Genomic DNA, 18,890 nt, shown 5'->3' with positions numbered 1-18,890 from the left:
GTGCCTGAGACGGTGTGCGCTGCCGGCGCGCCCTGGGTGCTGCCGACCTGTGCGGAGGAGGTCCAGATGGCAGCGCCGGCGGTCGCATCGACGCAGACAAAGGCGGTGTCGGTCGCGGTGTTCACCCAGGCCGAGCCGACCTGATAACCCTCGCTCGCGTCGTCGGTGGCGGCCGGATCGGTCACGGCCGAGAAATTGTTCTTGAATGCCAGGTCGGCTGGAATGTCGCCGACGTTGCTCGAAAAAAGGACGGCCCTCATCTTAGTGGTCTCCGGGTTCAGGGTTTCTTGACGGCATAGTCGACCGACGCCAGCATGTGGCCGGTGTCGACGAGCTGCTTGTCGTTGCCCTTGCGGGCGATGGTGGCGGGCTGCAGCGGCGGGCCGTCATAGGCGGTGATCGCCGCCTGCAACTGGCCCTTGATGGCCTCGCCCGTCTGGCCCAGCGTCTTTTCGGCGTCGTAGCCGTTCGCGACCAGGAGATTGCCCACGGCGTCGGGCCATTCGGGGCTCTTGTCGTCGATCATGCCCCGGAAGAACGGGCGGGGCGCCGTGTCGCGGGTCCCAAATTCATTCAGCGCCGCTACCAGCGGGACGGAGGTACCGTCGGGATAGGTCGCACCCTCCGGGAATCCGACGTCGACCGACACGGCGTTCTGGAGGCTCTTGGCGATCTCGGCCAGCTTCGCGGCGAGCTTGTCGCCGCCGGAGAGCTTCACCATCGCTTTACGCGCTGGGTGCGCTCTGATCGGCGGGCTGATCGGCGGCTTTCGCCTTTGCCTTCGCCTTTGCATCAACAGCAGGATCGGCCGGGCCGGTTGCTCTCGTGGCACCAGTTGCGCTGACGTCGGCCGCAGCGCCGGTCGCTCCGCTGTCGACGGCCGCGCCGGTGGCACCAGTGGTCGCGCCCGTCGCGCCGGCGGCGCCGGTTGCGCCTGCCGCGCCATCTGCGGCCGCCGTGGAGGTGGCGGGCGTCTCCTGCGCATCCACAAGAGGAGCCGGCGAAGCGAGGCGCAGGCTGCGCTCAAGCGTCTGGATGCGATCTTCGGCGTGCTGACGGAAGGCACGAAACTCGCGCATCAATTGCTGGAGGAGGTCCATGGGTGATGTCCTTTACTGGTTGAGCCACGGGTTGAAGACGCGGCGCGGGCCGGGGATGTAGCGCATGGTCCGGTAGGCGGCGGTGGCCTGCCAGTAAGCCGCGCCGAATTGGGTTTGCATGAACCAGGCGTTGTTGGGCGTCACGGGGAAGTCGGCCTGCACCGACACGCTGCCCTCGGCAGCATTCGAGACGCGTCCTACGATCCCGCCCGGCGCTTGACCGTTCGCGCCGTACATGAGCTGGCAAATGTGCGCGACCATCAGGTTGAGCAGCGTGGTCTGCGTCTCGGTCTTGGTGACGGGGCCGCCGCCGTCATTGCGGCAGTAGAGCGTCGCAACCGGGAGCGCGCCCTGCAAAACCTGCGGCTGGCTGAGCGTTGCGAACTGAGGGTAGATCGCGATGAAGTTCGCGAAGCTGAACTCGACGATAACGCCCATGGCGAACCTCCCTGGGGGTTGCGTGTCAGGCCGCGGCATCCGCCTTGTAGGCCTGGATGCCACGCGGCAGGTTGTGGGGATCGATCGGCTCGAGTCCCGACTTCTGCGCCTCATGCTCCTTGATGAAGCCCTCGACTATGTCAGTCTCGGTATGGGCCCAGACGAGGTTGTTCCTGACCGCGTCGAGGTCCTTGTTCTGCTCGAGCCACTTCTTGAAGAAATCAGCATCGACGCCATAGGTCAGGGCGTAGTCGCTGTCCTGGGCCATCGGGGCGGGCTCCTTGCGGCGGTCGAAGCGGCGCAGGTAGCCTTTCAGGACAACGGGCTCGCCGATGACCTGGGCGCGTTTCACCTTCCGAAAGCTGCCGCCGGCGGTCGGTTCGTTCTGCTCGACCATCTCGTGAAGGCGCAGAACGAGGCCATGCGGAAGCTTACAGGCAACAGTGACAGTCGTGGACATTGATTTACTCCGGTTGGTGGAAAAACGGTGGCCGTCGCCGATGGCGTCAGTGGAGCGGATGCTGGGAATCGAACGCAGCTCACAGCCGTGGGCGGCCGTTTTGCTCAGAGCATCCGCGAAGATGATGGTGCCCCTCGCCGAATCCAATCGCCGATTGCCGGGAGTTCCGTCTGGGTGATAATCGGGCGCTGTTTGCGCCTCGGGCATAGAAGAGTCGGGACGGCTCGACCGCTCGCTACCCACCTCAGTCCCGTTTAGTCAGAGCCCCGCTCTCATACGCCAAAGCCTTCCGTCCCCTGCTGCCTGATCGCCGCGCGCGCCAATCCGAAGCTAGCCGAGCCGCGTCTCCGCTTTTTCGTCCAGCTGCGCCCGCGCGTCACGGATCGAGGCGGCATAGGTCACCAGCGGCCGCTTGACGCCATGGCTTATCAGTGTGCGTCTCACCTGCGACGAGGCGCCCGCGATGATGAAGCGTCCTCCGGCCCGCCCTGCCTTGTGCACGGTGCTTTCAATCACGTTTGCCGCGGTCGAATCCAGAAAAGGCACCGCCGAGCAGTCGAGTATGAAGTTCTTGCTCTGGTCCGCGATGCGGTCGAGCACCGTGGCGACCGTTGCCGCCGCGCCGAAGAAGAAAGCACCGGATATGCGATAGATGACGGTGTCGGGATCCGTGGCTGAGCCAAGATCGTAGGCGAAGCGGCCGCCGTTCTCATCATCGGCGCGGTCGTCCGTCACCGGCGGGACATGCGCTTCTACCTCGACCGAACGAGCCATCCTACCGATGAACAGCAAGGCGCCCAGCGCAAAACCGATCACGATGCCGGTGGTAAGGTCGCGGAAGGTGACAAGTCCGAAGGTTGCCAGCAGCACCAGGGCATCGCCCCAGGACGATCGGATCAGCGCCAAGAAGGCGGGCTTCTCCACCATGTTCCAGGCCACGGTGGCCAGCACCCCGGCGAGCGCCGCCAGCGGGATGTAGCTGGCAAGCGGGGCAGCCACCACCATGAATAGCAGCAGGAAGGCGGAATGGAATATCCCCGACAACGGTCCATGCGCGCCGGCGCGGATGTTGGTCGCCGTGCGCGCGATCAGTCCGGTCACGCAGATCCCGCCGAACAGCGCCGAGCCGATATTGGCGATGCCCTGCGCCACCAGTTCGCAGTTGGAGCGGTGCCGTCGGCCGGTCATGCCGTCCGCGACCACGGCCGACAGCAGCGATTCGATTGCTCCGAGCAGGGCAAAGGAAATTGCGTCGGGTACTGCAGAGACGAGCTTATGCGCGTCGAAGGCCGGCAGAGTCGGGTCGGGCAAGATCCGCGGAATGCCGCCGAACTGGGTGCCGATCGTTTCGACGGGAAGGCCGAGAAGCGTCGTGGCGAGAGAGGCCGCCGCCACCGCGACCAGGAGGCCCGGCCATGAAGGCCGCCAGCGCTTCATGCCCACGATGATCCCTATCGTCAGCGTGGCGACGGCAATGGCCGCTGGATTTACCGTTCCGGCCGCCCTGCCAAGTGCGATAAGCCTGGGCAACAGGTCGCCGGGCTCCTTCCCCGGCAGAGTCAGGCCGAACAGGTCATGCAACTGGCTGGACAGGATGATCACGGCAATGCCCGCGGTGAAACCAACGGTCACCGGATAGGGAATGAATTTCACATAGGCGCCGAGCCTCAGATAACCGGCCGCGAGCAGGAAGGCGCCGGCCATGAGCATTGCCAGGATCAGTCCGTCAACGCCGTGCTGATCGACAGCGGAGGCCACGACCACGATGAAGGCGCCGGCCGGCCCGCCGATCTGGAACCTGCTGCCGCCAAGCGCGCCGACGATGAAACCGCCGATGATCGCCGTAAACAGTCCGCGCTCGGGCTCCACATGCGAGGCGATCGCGATCGCCATCGACAGCGGCAGCGCCACGATGGCGACTGTCAGGCCGGCGATCACATCCGCCCTCAGCTGCTTGAGGTGGTAGCCCTCGCGCAGCACCGTCACCAGCTTTGGTGTGAACAGCTCGGCGAATGTCGGCCGTGCTTGATGGTGAATTGCAGGCCGAGCCTGATCCATGACCATATTCCGCTCCAAAGGGCGGCGGGATCGTCGGCTGCATGTCGGCGGTCGCCGTCGCGATAACTGTTGCGACCCCGCATTGCGCTGCCCGAAACCGGCAAGGGTTTCCGGGGCGGATGCGGTTGCGGCTCAGCCTTGCGGGTTCTGCGCCACGGTGGCCTTGAGGCGTACGCCCCTGCCGCCGCGCTCGCTGGTCTGGTTCTCGCCGATCAGTTCCACGCCAACCTCGTCAAGGGCCTGGATGACCTTCATCAACGTGTCGACAACGCCTCGCACGACACCCTCGCTCGCCTCCATGCGCTGTATCGTCGGAAGCGAAACTCCGGCGCGCTCGGCAAGAGTTCGCTGGTCGATACCGGCCAACGCCCTCGCGGCGCGCATCTGCGCAGCAGTGATCATCGGCCAGAACCTTTGTCTGAGTCTGCGGTATCAATGGATAATACAAATATCATGATGCTTCAAGCCTCATTCATTTTGGATGAGACATTGGCCACTCGCTGTCCGTAAACGGCCTTGCTCCGCTGCAGCAGCCGAGCCTCAAGCCAGCACAGCATGGCGCAGGCAAAACCCCCGCGGCAGCCGGCAAGCAGGCAGGACAAGCTGCGGAGCCGGCAGCGGCTTTGATCCCAAGGAAACATCGGACCAGACGATATGGCCATGATTGAACGCGTCTTGAAAAAGGTTCTCGCGGTTAACGCGCATGCTGCTGAGAGGGAATGGTTAGCTTCAATTCTGCTCGGCGCTTTCAGGCTGGAACCGCGGACGAGGCAGGTTTGATCGCCCACGGTGCGGAGATCAAGCGCCGATAGGTGCTATGCCGACGGGAACACCAGTCGAGATGGCAGAGACCGTGAAGGCGAGCAAATCATTGCCCGCCAACAAGAACTGGTGAGCAGACTTGCGGCACAAGCGCGTATGTTGTTGCCGTATGACGCTGTAGTGTTCCTGCAATCCTTGAAGCCGTGCAGCGGTCGCCTGTCTGGAATGCCTTAGGCGCAAGCCTACTTCGTCCCAGCCCCAAACCAGTGGATGAATGCGGCTCGTATTGGGGCGCGCAATACTATCTCTACGCCATCTAAACGCCCACCATCTGGGAAATGCCCATCGGCTGCCGGATGATCGCGCCCCAGGTGCCGCTGGACATTTTCTTTTTCCACGAGGAGAGCGCGCGCACGATTGGATGAGCGCGGAGCTTTTCGTTAAACGCACAATAGCCGGTCTGCTGACCATCGATGCCGTCGGCAATGAACTGAACCACGTTGCCGGCTGAGATGCCCGTCGGGTTGATCGCTGTCTCCGCCCTATATTGCACCGCCGAGACGACGCGAAGGTTCGGGAAGTTTTTCTTGAGCAGGTCCTCAACATTGACGTTGAACGAGTTGGTCGCGGTCATGGCAAGCTGCGATTCCGGCGACATGGCCAGCGTCATCTTGGTGTTCTGGTCGACCAGGCCGGCTGTCTGGGTAACGAGCTGCAGCCACAGTGATTGGAGGTCGGAATAGATCTCATTCGCGGTGGCGACGATCTGGCCGTTGTTGATCCATTTCACGCCGCCGTAAGCCTTCGGCGCCGGGGTGATCGGAGCCGCCAGGTTCGGATCGTTGAGAAGGCCATAGTTCTGCAAGCCCTGCACGCCCTTGAAGTAGGTCGTGTTGAGGAATCGTGCGAGCACCGTGACGCCGGCGCCATCCACCTCGCCAACCCAATTGACGCGGCCAAGGCCGGCGCGCTCGATTTCCAGCTCGCCATACTCGGAAATCGTCTGGAACAGATAGGACTGGCGCTGCGGCCAATTCATGTTGGCGCCGGCTCGGCCGTTGTCGTTGTAGTCGCCATAGCTCGACACTTCGCCGGTCTGCTCAACGACGGGGAACATCGCCGTCTGGTCGATCCAGGTGCCCTTTCGAATTTCGCCGAAGATTTCGGCAGCTTTGGTCGGTGCGAAAAGGATGCGGTAGACCTCAGGATCTACAAGCGTGGTGAGGAACGCCGGGATGCCGGCGTTCGGTGCTGTCGCTAGCTGAGGCTGTGCATCCATCGCGAGATGATTGGTGCGGAACGCCTCGACGATGTAGGCGCGTGCATCGGGAAGGTAGATACCGGCCTGCTCGAACATCGAGCGATGCTGAGCCCACGCCGCAGCGGCCTGATCGAAGTCGTGAAATTTCATGGTGGTTATCCTCGCAGATCGCCGGCTTGCGGCGCATGGTTGTGAGATTGACGGGCGGGTTTAGCCCTGAGGCCAAGAGCTGATCTTCATCAGCTCGCCGGGCTGCGCGAAGGAACGCACGGTCCACTTGGTCTCGACGTTGGTGGCCGCGGTGAGCGCTGCCGCGTTGACGACGGTGTTGACGTCGACCGCGTAGCTGCCAGCGCCGCCGGCCGGGCCGGTGAGCTGCTGGGTGATCGTGGTGACTGCGGTGATGCCGGCGCCGGTCAGCGTGTCACCGACTCCGAAGACGCCAGCGATAGCGCCGCCCGCCGTGAACACGCCATAGGTGCCGGAAATCTCTGTCCCGGGGTCGACGTCCTGGTCGGGGATGTTGACCGCATACGTGCCCACACCGCCCGGGGTACCAGTGAGCTGCTGTATGATCTTCGTGCCGGAGACGACATCGGTACCCGAGATGGTGGTGCCTGGATAGATCGTGCCCGAGTTGACCGTCGTGACCGTCAGCACATTGCCGACGATGGAGCCCAGTAAGCCGCTGGTCGCGGCTGCGATGGAGCCGGCCGAAGTGGTCGCGCCATTCGGCGAGCCGGACGGAGCAGCGGTCGCCGTGCCATCGGCATAGTTGGCGTAGACCTTCTGGCCGACCAGGGCAGGCGTCGCGCCAGCGTTCTTCACCCAGAAATCGCCGCCATCGAAAAGGGTGATGGGGAAGCCGGCCGGGACCAGCATGGTGGATTCCTGCAAATACTGTTCGATTAGGCCCTGCTGCTCACGATGGACGAAGCCTGCGACCGGGCCGGTGCCGAAGGTGTTGACCACGGCCGGCGCATTGTCGCTGTCGGCTTGGACATAACTCAGCCAGGCGAAGCGGCCGATGACAGCACCTAGAGCGCCGCAGACCAGCGCGCCAGCGGCGGCAAGGACCGTAGAGCGGGGATTGGTGGAAGCGAAGTCGCCCCCGACAGCGGGGGCGGGATTGTAGGCTACCTGCGTCTGAAACCCAGACATGGGCGATCTCCTAAATGAAAAGAGCCGGCTCGCTGGCCGGCTCGACGGGCTTGGAAGGGGAAGCCGCTCGCCTTAGAGCGACTTGACGATGTGGGTCTTGGCGGCTGGGAAAAGCTCGTAGAACGAGTTCACCCCGGCAGCGTCCAGGGCGACGACCGGCTTCTTCGGTGCGCCGACGCCAGGTAGCGGCTGGGCCTTGAGAATGGCCGGCAGTGCCGAGGGATGGACACCATCGATGTTGACGCCGAGTGAGGTGAGCGCGGTGCGATAGACGGCATCCGCGCTATCATGGGCCATGGCGAGCTTGCCGATGTAGGGACGAACGGCCTCCTCGGCGGCGCGCACTTCGGCGGCCGACTTGAGCATCTCGGCGCGGACCTCGGTCTTGGCCTGCGCTACAGCTGCGGCGATCGCCGCGTCCATAGCCTTCCTGTCGACTTTGTCGTCCTCGTCGTCGCTATCTTCGGCTTTTTTCTCCTTCTCGTCCTCGTCCTCCTCCTCTTCGGAGTCCTCGGCTTTCTTTTTCTTGTCGTCCTCCTCCTCGTCGTCTTCGTCTATGGCTTCCTGGACCTCGACTTCGTCGAGCGCGACGAGGACCGCCTCGAGACCGTCGAGCTTGGCGTCAGCGGCGAGCTTGCCCTTCGTGGCCTTTGCGATCGCCTCGATGAGCGCAGGCCGCTTGGCCTTGAAGTTCTCGGCGGTGATGTCAGCCAGCGCTGGGCCAAGATCGATCTTCTGATCGGCTGCCAGCTTGGGCATGACGTGGGCAAGGATCGCGCCGTGGGCGACGGACGCCATGCGCGACAGCAGTGCTGTTTTCTTCATCGTGATGATCTCCATTTTGCTGTCGCCGACAACAACATCAGGCCCGGCGCGGCCTTCCTCAACCAACGCGACGTGATTGCCGGAAATGTCCCGCATCACGCCGTCGTAGCATTCTCCAGCCAGCGTCCCGGGCGTCATGTCGGCCCGGTAGCGATAGCTGCTCGAAAGTTCTTTCTGCCGATCGGATTCGATCAGCGCGATTGCAGCGCCATCCCAGATGCTGAGCGGCGCCATGAGATAGGGCGCATGGAACTCGACGGCATCGCCGAGCGCGCCGACCACGGCTTCGCGCGGGTGATCCTTGGCGCTGACCGGGATGTGCTTGAGCAAGAGCGGCTTGCCGACGAAGGTCGGGGCGGCTTTCGCGAGCTCGTCCGCATCGCGGTACAGGCGATAGATGCGCTCGGGATCGAGCGCCAGCGCCTCGAAGTCCGGGATTTCGCGGCCATAGTAGGGGCAGATGTTGGCCTTTGAGATCGGCGTCATCTCGACGCGCAGATGGCCGTCCTGGTCGAACGAGCGCACGCTATTGCGATCCATGGCGAGCGCGTCGTTGGCCTGTGCCACCGCGTCCGTGCCGCGGCATTCGTCGCACACGATCCCAGGTCCAGCGAGTTCGCCGGTGCCGCCGCAAATCGGGCAAGCGCCCTCGATCACGATGTCTTCGCCCCTCGTCCACTTCACGAAGTTGGAGCGCAGCGAGTCCCATGCCTCAGGCGACATGTCGGCCGCTATGCCAAGCCGCTCGCCCAGCATGTCGCGCAGGCCCGGATGCAGCGGCTCGGGCAGCGAGCGCAGGGGAGCCCAGGCATAGCCGGAATGTTCGTCGGTCAGCACCGGCGCGAATTTCGTCTCGACGGCCTGAGCAAAGGTGTGATGCACCCAGCCATTCGGGGTGCCGCGCGTATCGATGAGCTGGCGCGCGCCAGACGGCAGCGTGCCGATCTCCTCGGTGGTCTCGCGCGCCGCCGTCGTCTCGGCGTCTTCGCCTTCATCCGACTTGCCACCGGGCCAGCACCAATGGCCGGGCCAGCTGGTATCGGTCGACGAGCGCCGGAGCACCAGGACATCGCCATCGGGCGCGACCAGCATCAGCGAGGCCGCCTGCCCCGCGCTGTCCTTGCCGACGAACTCTTCGCCGACCGCCTTCGGGATGCCGAGCACGCCTCGACCCTCGGCCGCTGCGTACATGGCGCGGCGCTGGGCCTCAGACTTCGCAGGCATCGAAAATCGCTCCTTAAATGTAAGGCTTGACCTCACACTTTGGTTGACTTATGTAAGGTAGCGCCTTACACTCTAAGCATGATCAAGACGTTCCGAAACAAAGCCCTGCAACGCTTCTTCGAAACCGGCAAAGCACGCGGTCTCAGCGTTCAGGACGACAAGCGTGTCGCTCGCATCCTGCGGGCCTTGGAAGCGGCGGCGCGGCCCCAGGACATGGACCTTCCTGGCTATCACTTCCACGGCCTCTCGGGTCGCGACAAGGGTCGCTTTTCGGTCCGGGTCACAGGCAATTACCGCATCACGTTTGCATGGGACGGCGAAGACGCAACCGAAGTCGAATTAGAGGATTACCACTGATGAACACGAAAGCCATCAAGCGCGGTTTACCCGCCATGCACCCCGGCGAACTGCTCCGCGAAGACGTCATCCCGGCGCTCGACAAGTCGAAGACCGAGATCGCCAAGCTGCTCGGCATTTCGCGCAAGACGCTCTACGACATCATCGACGAGAAGCAGCCCATCACGGTCCCGATGGCTCTCCGAATTGGAAAGCTGGTCGGCAACGGCCCGGTGCTCTGGCTCAACCTCCAGCGCAACTATGATCTGGAGCAGGCCGAGAAGGCACTCAGCGCCGAGATCAAGGCCATCCCGACGCTGCATGCTGCCGCCTGAGCGGTCGAGGAACTTTATTGGTTTGCCGCACGTTTTTCCCGCCGAACCAATTTCGGTTCTAGGAAAGGGGAAACATGGAAAATCCAGGTGTCGGTTGGATCGCTGCTATTGTGATCGGCGGTATCGCCGGCTGGCTCGCCGAGATGTTCATGAGGAGCAATATGGGCGTGCTCATGAACATCCTTTTGGGGGTTGTCGGCGCCATCGTCGCTAACCTCCTTCTCGGATTGCTGGGCGTATCCTTGACCGGATGGCTTGGCTATCTTGTGGCCGGCTTTATCGGCGCATGTATTTTGATCGCTGTTGCCCGGATGTTCAGACGCTGAACCGGCAAACCGGGCGCACTGAAGCGCGTGATCCCATACGATCACGCGCTTTTCCTTAGGAGAAGCCCCTAAGAACCGGCTTGCCCACGCATCGGCATCCGGGCTCCTCGCCCGGTCGGATGAACCGCTTGACGGCCGGGTCGTACCAACCGGTCGAAATCTTATAGCGGACCTTTTCGCGGCCGGCCTGGACATGCGTGGGGCGAGGTTCTTTCCCGCCCCCGCTATGGTGCCACTCAGCTTCATCGATAGCGAGTTCGAGCTGGCGCGCCGTGTTGAAGGCCGACGTCGCCTTGTTGTTCTGGTCGAGGGCGATGAAGGCGGCCCGGCGCCGGGTGATGCCGGAATAGCGCTCGAGATCCTGCACCAGGCCGGCAAGGTCGCGGCCGGTCTGCACCGACCGCATCACCGCGCCTTCGACCTGGTCGAAATACTGCGAAGGGATCGACTTGATCAGCGTCACATTGGCGTGGATCGTCGCGTCGACGATGTCGCGCATCGCGGCCGTCATCTTGAATTCGACCGAGATGCCACCGTCGCGCAGGATCTTGCGCAGGGCCGCACTCGAACGTCGCTCGACCGAGAGCGCGAAATAGTCGCCGAGCTTCACCGCGGCGACGTCGAAGCGCTTGGTCCACTGCGCGGGAAGCTTGCGGATCGATCGGCGCAGCGCATCCGCCGGCGTTTCATCCTGCGCTATGCGGGGCGTATTGGCCCGGTAGGAGGCTTTCAGCCAGTAGATCACGCTGTCGCTCATGGCGTCGATCAAGCGCGTCAGGCGGCCCCTGTAGGCCGTCTCAATCCCGACGTTGGGTCGGACGGGGCGAAGCACCTTTTCGTTGCGCTTGGCCGTCCGACGACTTTGCAGGCTGGACATCACGATCCCTCAGCGTCTCGGCGATCTCGCGATCGTCGGGCGTCTGTGCTTTGAGGAGTTCCCACAGGTGGAGCGTGATCAAGCGGTGCCGGCGTTGTCAGTGACGGGAGCCGCACTATCTGCCGGCTCCTCGGGCTTGGCAACACCCGCGTCCCAAACAAACCGTTCCAACACGAGAACGGTTTGGAAGAACTTGTCAGGATCTATCTCGCCCGACGTGCTCATGCCCACCAGCTCGACCAGCCGGAGCCGGATTTCGCGGGCCTCGTCAAGCCGCCTCGTCTCGTTCCTCGGAGCTGCCCTTGACCACAAGGCCGTCGTCCTCCTCTTCGAGCAGGTCGGGCATGTCCTCGACGTCGATCGAGGAGAAGTCCGAGTCCGGATCGCCGGCAACGCGCCGACGCGATTCCTCAGGCGATATCACGCCGGCGTCGATCAGGATGACGTCGCGCTCGGCCTTGGTCTTTTCCACCTCGGCAGCTTCCTTCTCGTTGGTCTCTTCGAGCTTTTCGAACTCGAAGTCGATGCCGGGATCGGTCTCGCCCCACAGCGAGATCATCACCAGGCCGAGCAGGCGGTGGATCGGCTGGCGAAACAGGTGTTCCTGGAACGAATGCACGTAGTCGTAGAAGACCTGGATTTCGCCCTCGGAAGAGGCGTTCAAGCCGGCCGGCTGGACGCCGAGCAGCTTGACCAGCGGAATGTGGCTCACCGACGCCATGTGCTCTTGCGCCTGCGCCTGGAGCACGTCGAGCCCGGAGAGCGGAGCCGCGACGTTCTTGAAGTCCTCGCTATCCTTGTCGATCATCATCAGGCCGCGATTGGACCTGACCAAATTGAAAAGTTCGGCGCGCCGGAAGAGCTGATCGCCATCGGCTTGCAGCGTCTCGCCGAGATTGGTGGCCAGCAGGAAAACGCTGAACATCGAGATGATGTCGTTCACCGACTGGCGCGTCTCCAGCCAGTTGTCGACATACGGCTTGCACATCTGCGACAGCGACAGGCCGCCGAATGAATAGGTCGGCTTCAACAGGTCGGGCACATCGCGCCCGATCAGCGTGATCAGCCGCGTGGTGTGGACGATCTTGGCCTGCACATACCAGCTGTCGGGCCGATACCAGTTGTCCTTGAGCGGATCGCTCGAGTTGTAGTTGGTCGGATAGCACCAGACCGCCTCGACGGTGCGCAGCGCCTTGATCGGCTTCTTGGAGAACTTGGTGACGCTGAGCTTGTCCCAGCCGTCGCCGATCGGCTTTTGGAGCTCATCGACATCGTCAGTATCGCCGGTGTCGATGTAGATGTGACCGCGGCCGAAGAAGCCGTCCTGCTCGGCGGCGCGGCAGAAGATGTCGCGCACGTTCAGGCGCTTGAACTCGGCCTCCAGCTCCGCGATCTTGTCGGCCTTGTCCTCGCCGTCGTTCGAGGTGAAGCGGATCCATTTGCGCGTCATCTCGGTGGCGATCGTCTCGGAGATCACCCGGTATTCCGGGCGCTGCGCCAGCTCCGAGAGATAGGCGTAGCCGAGGAAGGTGATCCCCTCCGAGAAGTAGCCGCTCAGCGCGAAGCCGTTGGCCCAGCTTTGAACCGCGCCGACGGCGCTGTCCATGGCAAGCCCGGTGTTGCCCGACGGGAGCACGCCATCCGGGTGTTTGGGCAAGGTGAAGACCGGCACCGGCTGTTTCGGTGCGGCCGCTTGCGCGCGGAGCGCCGACAGCATCGCATGCGAGATGCGCGTGGGAGAACGCGCTCCAGGAGGAACTGCTGCCGGCGGCGCCGCCACAGGGAGGTCGGCGACTGGCCTGCTTCCCCAACGACGGCGCAATGCGCCCCAAAGTTTCTTGATCATCGCGGCCCCGGCTGGGCAGCGCGCCGAAGAACGTCGTCGCTGATCACCATGGCCCCCTTGATGTTGAGCAGCCTCGTAAAGGCTCCGGAAGATGCGTCGACCTGGTCCATCAGCTTGGAGGCTGGGAACAGGCAGAGTTCGTCGAGGTAGAGCGTGTTCCACTCACCTTCGACGATGTAGACGTTGCCGTGCTCGCATTGCGCGGCGAACGGCTCGGCGCGCGTGACCTTGTCGCCGGTCTCGCCCTCGGCATGCACCTTGTAGCCGGCGAGCTGCGCGACGAAATCCTGCACCTGCGCCTTGCCGGCCTGCCCAGGATCTTGCGGCAGGCTGATGTGGACCGTCTTGCCGTCGAGCGCGGCCTGCGTCTCGATCGTCTTGCGGACCGACTTGCCTTCCTCGCGCAGCGTCACGACATGGCCGACATAGTAGCGGCCCTCGGGATCGCGGCCAAGTTTGACGCCGGCGGTGCGAGCGCCAGTGCCGCCGCGCGTGCCGGCCAAGTCCCAATGGCGGACCCAGGTGGTGCCCTTCGGCGCTGCCCTGACGATGCGACCCTCGAACCAGGCGCGCTGGAACATGCCGCCGGCGCGCGGCGCTGGCCGCTGCTGATACTGGCCCGCGACGGCATACGACGTCATGTCGTTGTAGAGCTGTTTCAGCTCATCAGGCGGGAAGCGGATCGGATCGAGGATCTCGCCGTCGACGGTGCGAGGATCCTGCCGCCAGACGAGCTGGAGCTTGATCGCCTCGATCTCGGCGCGACGCTCGTCCGGCAGATTGTCGTTCTTGCCATACCAGTGCTGCTTGCTCGCGTCATAGCGCGCCAGGATAGGCTCGCCGACGGAACTGGAAACCTTGACCGGGGTGTAGCAGCAGCGGTCGGGCTCGAACTGCATCGGCAGGCACAGATGGACGTAATCCATCTTGCCGTCGAGGATCACGCCCGTGACGTCGGCCTCATGCAGGCGCTGCATGATGACGATGATCACGCTGCGCTTCTGGTCGTTCAGGCGGTTTTGCGCGCCCTCGCGAAACTTGCGGGTCGTGGCGGTGCGCTCGGTCGCCGATTCCGCCGTCTCGGTCGAGTGCGGATCGTCGATGATCAGGCGATCGCCACGCTGCGAGGTGAGCGAGCCGAACGCCACGCCCTCGCGGGTGCCGGTGCTGTTGTTGGCAAACGAGGTCTCGGCCCTGCGGCTGAGATAAACCTCGGGCCAGCGGTCCTGGTACCAGCGCGACAGGATCAGATCGCGGCATTTGCGGGTGTCGCGATTGACCGGCCCGTCGTTATACGCCGTCGACAAATACCGCATGCCGGGCCGGCCGGCCGGTCCCCACTCCCAGGCCTGCAACAGCACCGAGACGAGCAGCGATTTCGATGTGCCGGGCGGCACGTTGATGACGAGGCGATTGCGCAGGCCCAGCTCGAGAAACTTGCCCTCGACCAGCGCTTGCAGATGGTCGCAAACCACCTGCATGTGCCAGTTCCAGACCAGCGGCGTCTCCGGCTCGAGTTCGAGCCACGCCATCTTGACGAACTCGGCGAACGATCCCTTGGCCTTGCGCCGGTCTCGCTCGATCAGCAGGTCTTCGAGGTCGGGGGCAATGAGCGGCGCGCGGGCGGCGGCAGACTTCTGCGCCATTCAATTCACCCTTGCGCTTCGGCGGCCTTCCGTCGTTGCGCTGCCGCAATCAGGAGGTCCAACTCCTCGTCGGTGTAGTCTTTCGGGTTCGCCCGTGCTTGCGTCTCGACCGGGCCGCCATTCTTGCCGGTCTGCTCGACGCGGCGCACATAGCCCCGGTCCTTGCCTTTGAGCTCCAGGTACCAGCGCACGGTCTGCAAATCGCCAGAGCGAAGCGCGATCACCACCTGCCCCTCGGCAACGTCGAGCAACTCGTCGGCGATCTCGGAATCGGCCTCCTGGATTTCAGGATGCTCGTTCAGGAAGGCGTAGAGCGTGGTGCGGCCGACGTTCAGCTTCTCCGCCGCGACCGTCTTGATGCCGCCGCACTGGCGCAGCATCGCGATCACGCGCGGCACGTCGCGCTCGGTCAGTTTCGGCGATGCCCCGCCCCGGTTGCCTTCCGCCGGCTTCGGCTGTGGTGCCGGCTCAGGCTTGGGAGCAGGCTTCGGCGCCACAGGAGGCGATGCCTTGCCGGCCGGCTTCTTCTTGCCGCGCGCCGGCTGTTTTTTCGGCTCGGCTTTCGGCTTCGCTTTCGCCGTTTCAGCCTTGGCCTTGGCCTTCGGCTTCGATGTCGTCGCGGTGGTCGTGGTCTTGATCACCGGACGACTCGCGCGTGCGAGTGTTCGGAATGTTCGGGGTGGCTCTTTTTTTTGCCACCCATCCCGCAACCCATGGACATCATGCCGCGAGCCGAACCGAATGCGATTGTGCTGGTCAAATCGGGCCGCAAAGCGTTGCTGGGCATAAGGTCTGCAAACATGCGCCGAAATGCAAACTGACCCATAATGCTTGACGCTGCGGCCACGCTAACCACCGGCACTACGTTACACACACACGAATTCATCTGGATCACGGAAGGAGGACGCGTGCGAGGCACACAGCGAAGGTGAACGACAGGATGGCGAGCACCACGATAAACGGGGTGCCGAATGGCGGGCCGGCGATGGGCGCTTCGGGCTTGGGAAACGAGCCGCGCATGGTGGGCAGATCATGCCGCATCGGATTTGTCCTCCGCTTCCGCTTCGAGTTGATCCAGCCGCTCGCCGGCAAGGCGCGCCATGACTGAGAGGGCGATGCCCGAATTGACGATGTTGAGCTGGCTCTTGGTGCGCACGATGGCGTCGAAGAACTCGTCGAACTTCGACTGCGGCGCGGCATGGATGCGGAAGCGCTTCGCCCTTTTGGCGAGAGCCTCCAGCTCGACCTCGAAACGCACGCGGTCTTCCGGCAAGAAGGAGAACAGCAGTTCGTCGTATTTGATGTTCGCCCCGCCGAGCGCTGTCGCACCTGGTCCCTTGTCGCCAGAGAGCACGCTGTCGTCGAGACCGGAGAACTTCTTCGCATCGATGTCGAGCGAGGCGTAGAGCTGGGCGAGCAGCGACTGGTCGTCTTCGCCGTTGATCGAATTGTGGCTCAACTGGATCGCCACCTTGCGCTTTTCCGTCAACGGGGTGGTGATGACGAGCGCGTCAACCAGCGGCAAGCCGGCCTCGATCGCGGCGGCCGTGCGATGATGTCCGGACAGGATCTCGAGGGAGCCGTCTTTGTTCTGGCACACCAGGACCGTGGTGGTGAGGCGGCCATCGATTTTGACGTTCTCGACAAGGCGCTTGAACATGGCCGGTGCCATGTAGTGCGCGTTCTTCTCGCGGCGGCGAAGCGTGTTCGGATCAACCTGGCGCGCCTCGATATCGAGGGCCTTCCAGTCAACGCTTGAAGTGCTTGCCATACCACCACTCGAACGCTTGTTGCGGCGTCTCGTCGATGCGGGCGCCGACGTAATGCAGGCGGAACTTGCCTTCCGGCCCGTCGATCTCCTCGCGCTTGGTCTGCTCGAAGATGCCGCGATATTTCATCGAGACGGGATGATGCGAGAACGCCGAGGTTTGCACCTTGTCGAAACGGTCGATGAAGCGCTTGCCCATGTCGCGCAGCAGCTCGCCGTTGCAGGCGAGCCTGGTGACGAGCTTTGACAGCCTGCCCTCGCGCGAGATGGCGAAGTCGGACAGCAGGTAAATCGACCGCTTCGCGAATTTGTCGAGGTTGTAGATCAGGCCGCCGACCAGCATGTCGTCGACGCGCACCAGGTAGTTCACCATGCCGGGCGTGTGGGTGATGCCCTTCTTGAGGTAGACGTCCTTGAGGAACGTCATCTGGGCAGCGTCGGCTCGGCCAATCGTCACGACCGAATCCGGCTTGATCTTGTCGAGGTCGATCGGCTTGTAGCGGAACGGGGCCGACCGCGGCACGAGCTGCAGGTAGGACGACTTGCCGGTCGACACGTAGCAGTAGTGCGGGTGGCCCCGGCCGGAGACGAATTCCAACTCCGGTTTCAGGTCGTCGTAAATCTGGTCCGAGAGGATGCAATAGGGGACGCCCGCCTGCCGCACGCGCTCGATGAGACCGCGCAGCGCCTTAGGGTCGAACAGCTCATATCGGGGAGCCTCCCATTTGATGTTCTCGGCCAGGAACTCGAACATCTTTTCGTAGCCGCCTTTGTAGAACGGCGGGTAGGAGAAGATCGCGGCCTTGCGCTCGATCGCCTCCTCGAGATGCAGGATCCAGTCGCGCGGCGAATAGCTCTTGATCGGGATGATGCCCGGAAGCTTGCGGACCTTGTCCAGGGGGCGCTCGACATAGCTGGCGAAGTTCGCAACCAGGTGCTCGCGATGGCTGGTCTTGTAGGCGTTCGCCTTGCCGCCAGCGAAGCGGCCGAGATTGAAGCCGACGGCCAGCGCGGCGAGGCGCTGATCGGGCTCCCGAAAGTCGAACTCGTTCACGAAGTCGAGCGCGCCGTGAAACTCATAGTCTATCGGCTTGCCCAGCACGTAACCGGCGATGGCTGACGAGTAGAGGCTGACGTCGTTGGAGTGCATCTCAACGCCGGGGAAAGTGGCGAGCGTGATCTGCTCGAACCGGAACGTTCCGGAACAGCAATTATAGACCCGGCCCCACTTGTCGACCTCAGACACGCGAAGGATTTGCGCGATGCATTCCTTCGGCACAACGCCTTGAAACATAACGCCGAGGGCCTCGCTTTTTCACTTGCATCGGAGGTGTAACCGAATAAGTTACTTGTAACCAGAACGGTTACTTCCCCTACCACGGATCACCGACCAATGACGCTAAACGACCTCGCGGCCAGCCTTCATCAGAAGTCCGGCTTCTGCGGCGCTCGCCTGGAAGCGATCACCTTCGCCGCTGCCATCGGCTTGGCCCGCTACGCCGGTGCCGAGCACCAGACCTATTTCAAGCGGCGCTTCGCCGAAACCATTGAGAAACTAAGCTCTGACGACGTGCTCGACGTCGTGGGCTTTGTGGCGAAAGAGGCTGGCATTCAGCCCTCGCCGGACGGCTTCAACACCAACTGATTTTTCAGGGACCGGCCGAATCGCGAAGCAATATCAGGCTGCGCGATTTCTGCCTCTCCCCCCGGCTTTTTGTCAAGCGGCGTTCGCAACCATTTTGGCAACAATCCCCTACCACGGAGACCAGAGACCATGGCCAACTACCTATCACCTACCGGAAGCCCGATCACCGGAACATTGGAGCGGCTGACCGGCCGCGCTCACATCAGCGACATCGACCCGGAGACGGGCGAGCCGGAATACGCCGGCGGCACCGAAATCTTCTGGAACGATATCCAGACCGCCAAGCGCAACGGCAAGATCGTCTTCCTCGACGAGGAGGGCGACGAGTGGACGTTCGACCAGCTCACCCGCGAGGACGTGGACGAAGAGGAGGAAGACGCCTGCGACGGACCTGACCCGCGCACTGCTGAATTGCAAGAGATCGCAGACGGCGCTTTCGGCGACGGACCCATGGCGCGCGGAGCGGCGCGCGACATGCTCAAGCGGGAGCAGCGCTGATGGCCCGCTATCTAGTCACATGGGAGATCGACTACGAGGGCGAAGGCGATCCCGAAGCGGCCGCACGCTGGGCGTGGGATATCCTGCGCAAGCCGCACTCCACCGCAAGCGTCTTCACGATGATCGATGAAGACGGGAACGAAACCAAGATCGATCTGGCCGAGCTCGACGAGGCCCGGCTGGAGAATTCCATCAGCAGCGTCGGCGACGTGCTGCGCAGGCTGACCGAGGAGGCGCGCCATGCCCATCGGTAGCCATCACTCCGCGGCGGCGGGCACCGACGTCTGGCTGACCCCTCCGGCCATCCTGGCCGCGCTCGGTGGC

The 18,890-nt window shown here is 63.4% G+C and carries 23 protein-coding genes; 6 read left to right on the top strand and 17 right to left on the bottom strand.

Translation table 11 applies throughout. The features are described 5' to 3' along the window. The 10 genes from EOA60_RS01495 to EOA60_RS01445 form a co-directional block, all read right to left on the bottom strand. Positions 1–260, bottom strand: a 260-nt coding sequence (locus EOA60_RS01495) for a hypothetical protein (protein WP_164899159.1), incomplete at its 3' end; no start/stop codon positions are given. A 17-nt stretch (positions 261–277) separates the two neighbouring features. Beyond that, positions 278–721, bottom strand: coding sequence for a hypothetical protein (locus EOA60_RS01490; protein ID WP_127239328.1), 444 nt, complete (start codon positions 719–721; stop codon positions 278–280). Positions 722–725: 4 nt separating this feature from the next. Continuing rightward, positions 726–1,100 carry a hypothetical protein gene (locus EOA60_RS38130; RefSeq protein WP_206519852.1) on the bottom strand — a complete coding sequence of 125 codons (375 nt, stop codon included), beginning with the start codon at positions 1,098–1,100 and terminating at the stop codon, positions 726–728. A 12-nt stretch (positions 1,101–1,112) separates the two neighbouring features. Then, a complete protein-coding gene (locus EOA60_RS01480) occupies positions 1,113–1,538 on the bottom strand; it encodes a DUF4054 domain-containing protein (protein ID WP_164746624.1) in 426 nt (141 codons plus the stop codon). 25 nt (positions 1,539–1,563) lie between these two features. Continuing rightward, positions 1,564–2,205, bottom strand: a complete 642-nt coding sequence (locus tag EOA60_RS01475; RefSeq protein ID WP_127335310.1) for a hypothetical protein — start codon at positions 2,203–2,205, stop codon at positions 1,564–1,566. 123 nt (positions 2,206–2,328) lie between these two features. Then, positions 2,329–4,056 (bottom strand): SulP family inorganic anion transporter, encoded by a 1,728-nt coding sequence (locus EOA60_RS01470; RefSeq protein ID WP_127239326.1) that lies wholly within the window; start codon positions 4,054–4,056, stop codon positions 2,329–2,331. 132 nt (positions 4,057–4,188) lie between these two features. Then, positions 4,189–4,458 (bottom strand): helix-turn-helix transcriptional regulator, encoded by a 270-nt coding sequence (locus EOA60_RS01465; RefSeq protein ID WP_095825883.1) that lies wholly within the window; start codon positions 4,456–4,458, stop codon positions 4,189–4,191. Between the two features lie 676 nt (positions 4,459–5,134). After that, positions 5,135–6,229 (bottom strand): hypothetical protein, encoded by a 1,095-nt coding sequence (locus tag EOA60_RS01455; protein WP_206519851.1) that lies wholly within the window; start codon positions 6,227–6,229, stop codon positions 5,135–5,137. Positions 6,230–6,289: 60 nt separating this feature from the next. Beyond that, the gene (locus tag EOA60_RS01450; protein ID WP_127335309.1) at positions 6,290–7,240 is read right to left on the bottom strand and encodes a hypothetical protein; all 951 of its coding nucleotides are present in this window, start codon (positions 7,238–7,240) and stop codon (positions 6,290–6,292) included. 72 nt (positions 7,241–7,312) lie between these two features. Then, positions 7,313–9,289, bottom strand: coding sequence for a DUF2213 domain-containing protein (locus tag EOA60_RS01445; RefSeq protein ID WP_127239323.1), 1,977 nt, complete (start codon positions 9,287–9,289; stop codon positions 7,313–7,315). A 78-nt stretch (positions 9,290–9,367) separates the two neighbouring features. Here EOA60_RS01445 and EOA60_RS01440 point away from each other — a divergent pair, with 78 nt between their 5' ends. The 3 genes from EOA60_RS01440 to EOA60_RS01430 all read left to right on the top strand — a co-directional run bounded on the left by EOA60_RS01440 (position 9,368) and on the right by EOA60_RS01430 (position 10,286). Beyond that, positions 9,368–9,646, top strand: coding sequence for a type II toxin-antitoxin system RelE/ParE family toxin (locus tag EOA60_RS01440; protein ID WP_127239322.1), 279 nt, complete (start codon positions 9,368–9,370; stop codon positions 9,644–9,646). Then, the gene (locus EOA60_RS01435) at positions 9,646–9,960 is read left to right on the top strand and encodes a HigA family addiction module antitoxin (protein ID WP_095783039.1); all 315 of its coding nucleotides are present in this window, start codon (positions 9,646–9,648) and stop codon (positions 9,958–9,960) included. Before EOA60_RS01440 ends, EOA60_RS01435 begins: the two co-directional genes overlap by 1 nt. 74 nt (positions 9,961–10,034) lie before the next feature. Next, positions 10,035–10,286, top strand: coding sequence for a GlsB/YeaQ/YmgE family stress response membrane protein (locus EOA60_RS01430; protein ID WP_127335447.1), 252 nt, complete (start codon positions 10,035–10,037; stop codon positions 10,284–10,286). Positions 10,287–10,341: 55 nt separating this feature from the next. Here EOA60_RS01430 and EOA60_RS01425 read toward each other — a convergent pair whose 3' ends face one another. From EOA60_RS01425 to EOA60_RS01400, 7 genes are all read right to left on the bottom strand, one after another. Next, entirely contained in the window at positions 10,342–11,043 is a 702-nt protein-coding gene (locus EOA60_RS01425; protein WP_127335448.1) for a phage minor head protein, read from the bottom strand. Between the two features lie 388 nt (positions 11,044–11,431). Then, positions 11,432–13,009: a DUF1073 domain-containing protein gene (locus EOA60_RS01420; protein ID WP_127335449.1), complete on the bottom strand. Its 1,578-nt coding sequence runs from the start codon at positions 13,007–13,009 to the stop codon at positions 11,432–11,434. Continuing rightward, a complete protein-coding gene (terL, locus tag EOA60_RS38650; protein WP_245479225.1) occupies positions 13,006–14,655 on the bottom strand; it encodes a phage terminase large subunit in 1,650 nt (549 codons plus the stop codon). The genes EOA60_RS01420 and terL overlap by 4 nt, the downstream gene beginning before the upstream one ends. Before the next feature lie 5 nt (positions 14,656–14,660). Next, positions 14,661–15,296, bottom strand: coding sequence for a helix-turn-helix domain-containing protein (locus EOA60_RS01410; RefSeq protein ID WP_127335450.1), 636 nt, complete (start codon positions 15,294–15,296; stop codon positions 14,661–14,663). Between the two features lie 250 nt (positions 15,297–15,546). Beyond that, positions 15,547–15,696, bottom strand: a complete 150-nt coding sequence (locus EOA60_RS37300; RefSeq protein ID WP_164748353.1) for a hypothetical protein — start codon at positions 15,694–15,696, stop codon at positions 15,547–15,549. Further along, a complete protein-coding gene (locus EOA60_RS01405) occupies positions 15,686–16,426 on the bottom strand; it encodes a ParB/RepB/Spo0J family partition protein (protein WP_095783034.1) in 741 nt (246 codons plus the stop codon). Before EOA60_RS01405 ends, EOA60_RS37300 begins: the two co-directional genes overlap by 11 nt. Beyond that, entirely contained in the window at positions 16,404–17,669 is a 1,266-nt protein-coding gene (locus EOA60_RS01400) for a hypothetical protein (protein ID WP_128311029.1), read from the bottom strand. The genes EOA60_RS01405 and EOA60_RS01400 overlap by 23 nt, the downstream gene beginning before the upstream one ends. 147 nt (positions 17,670–17,816) lie before the next feature. On the opposite strand from EOA60_RS01400, the gene EOA60_RS01395 reads away from it, so the two are divergent. The 3 genes from EOA60_RS01395 (at position 17,817) to EOA60_RS01385 (ending at position 18,820) form a co-directional block, all read left to right on the top strand. Further along, complete coding sequence (locus tag EOA60_RS01395) at positions 17,817–18,068, top strand: hypothetical protein (RefSeq protein ID WP_127335452.1); 252 nt, start codon at positions 17,817–17,819, stop codon at positions 18,066–18,068. Between the two features lie 129 nt (positions 18,069–18,197). After that, entirely contained in the window at positions 18,198–18,566 is a 369-nt protein-coding gene (locus EOA60_RS01390; RefSeq protein WP_127335453.1) for a hypothetical protein, read from the top strand. After that, positions 18,566–18,820, top strand: coding sequence for a hypothetical protein (locus EOA60_RS01385; protein ID WP_127335454.1), 255 nt, complete (start codon positions 18,566–18,568; stop codon positions 18,818–18,820). Before EOA60_RS01390 ends, EOA60_RS01385 begins: the two co-directional genes overlap by 1 nt. The last annotated feature ends 70 nt before the right edge of the window (positions 18,821–18,890 follow it).

The sequence above is a fragment of the Mesorhizobium sp. M1A.F.Ca.IN.020.06.1.1 genome (assembly GCF_004023265.1).
GTDB lineage: Bacteria > Pseudomonadota > Alphaproteobacteria > Rhizobiales > Rhizobiaceae > Mesorhizobium.
The sequence above is the reverse complement of the archived record's forward strand: the minus strand, read 5'-3'. Positions and strand labels throughout refer to the sequence as shown.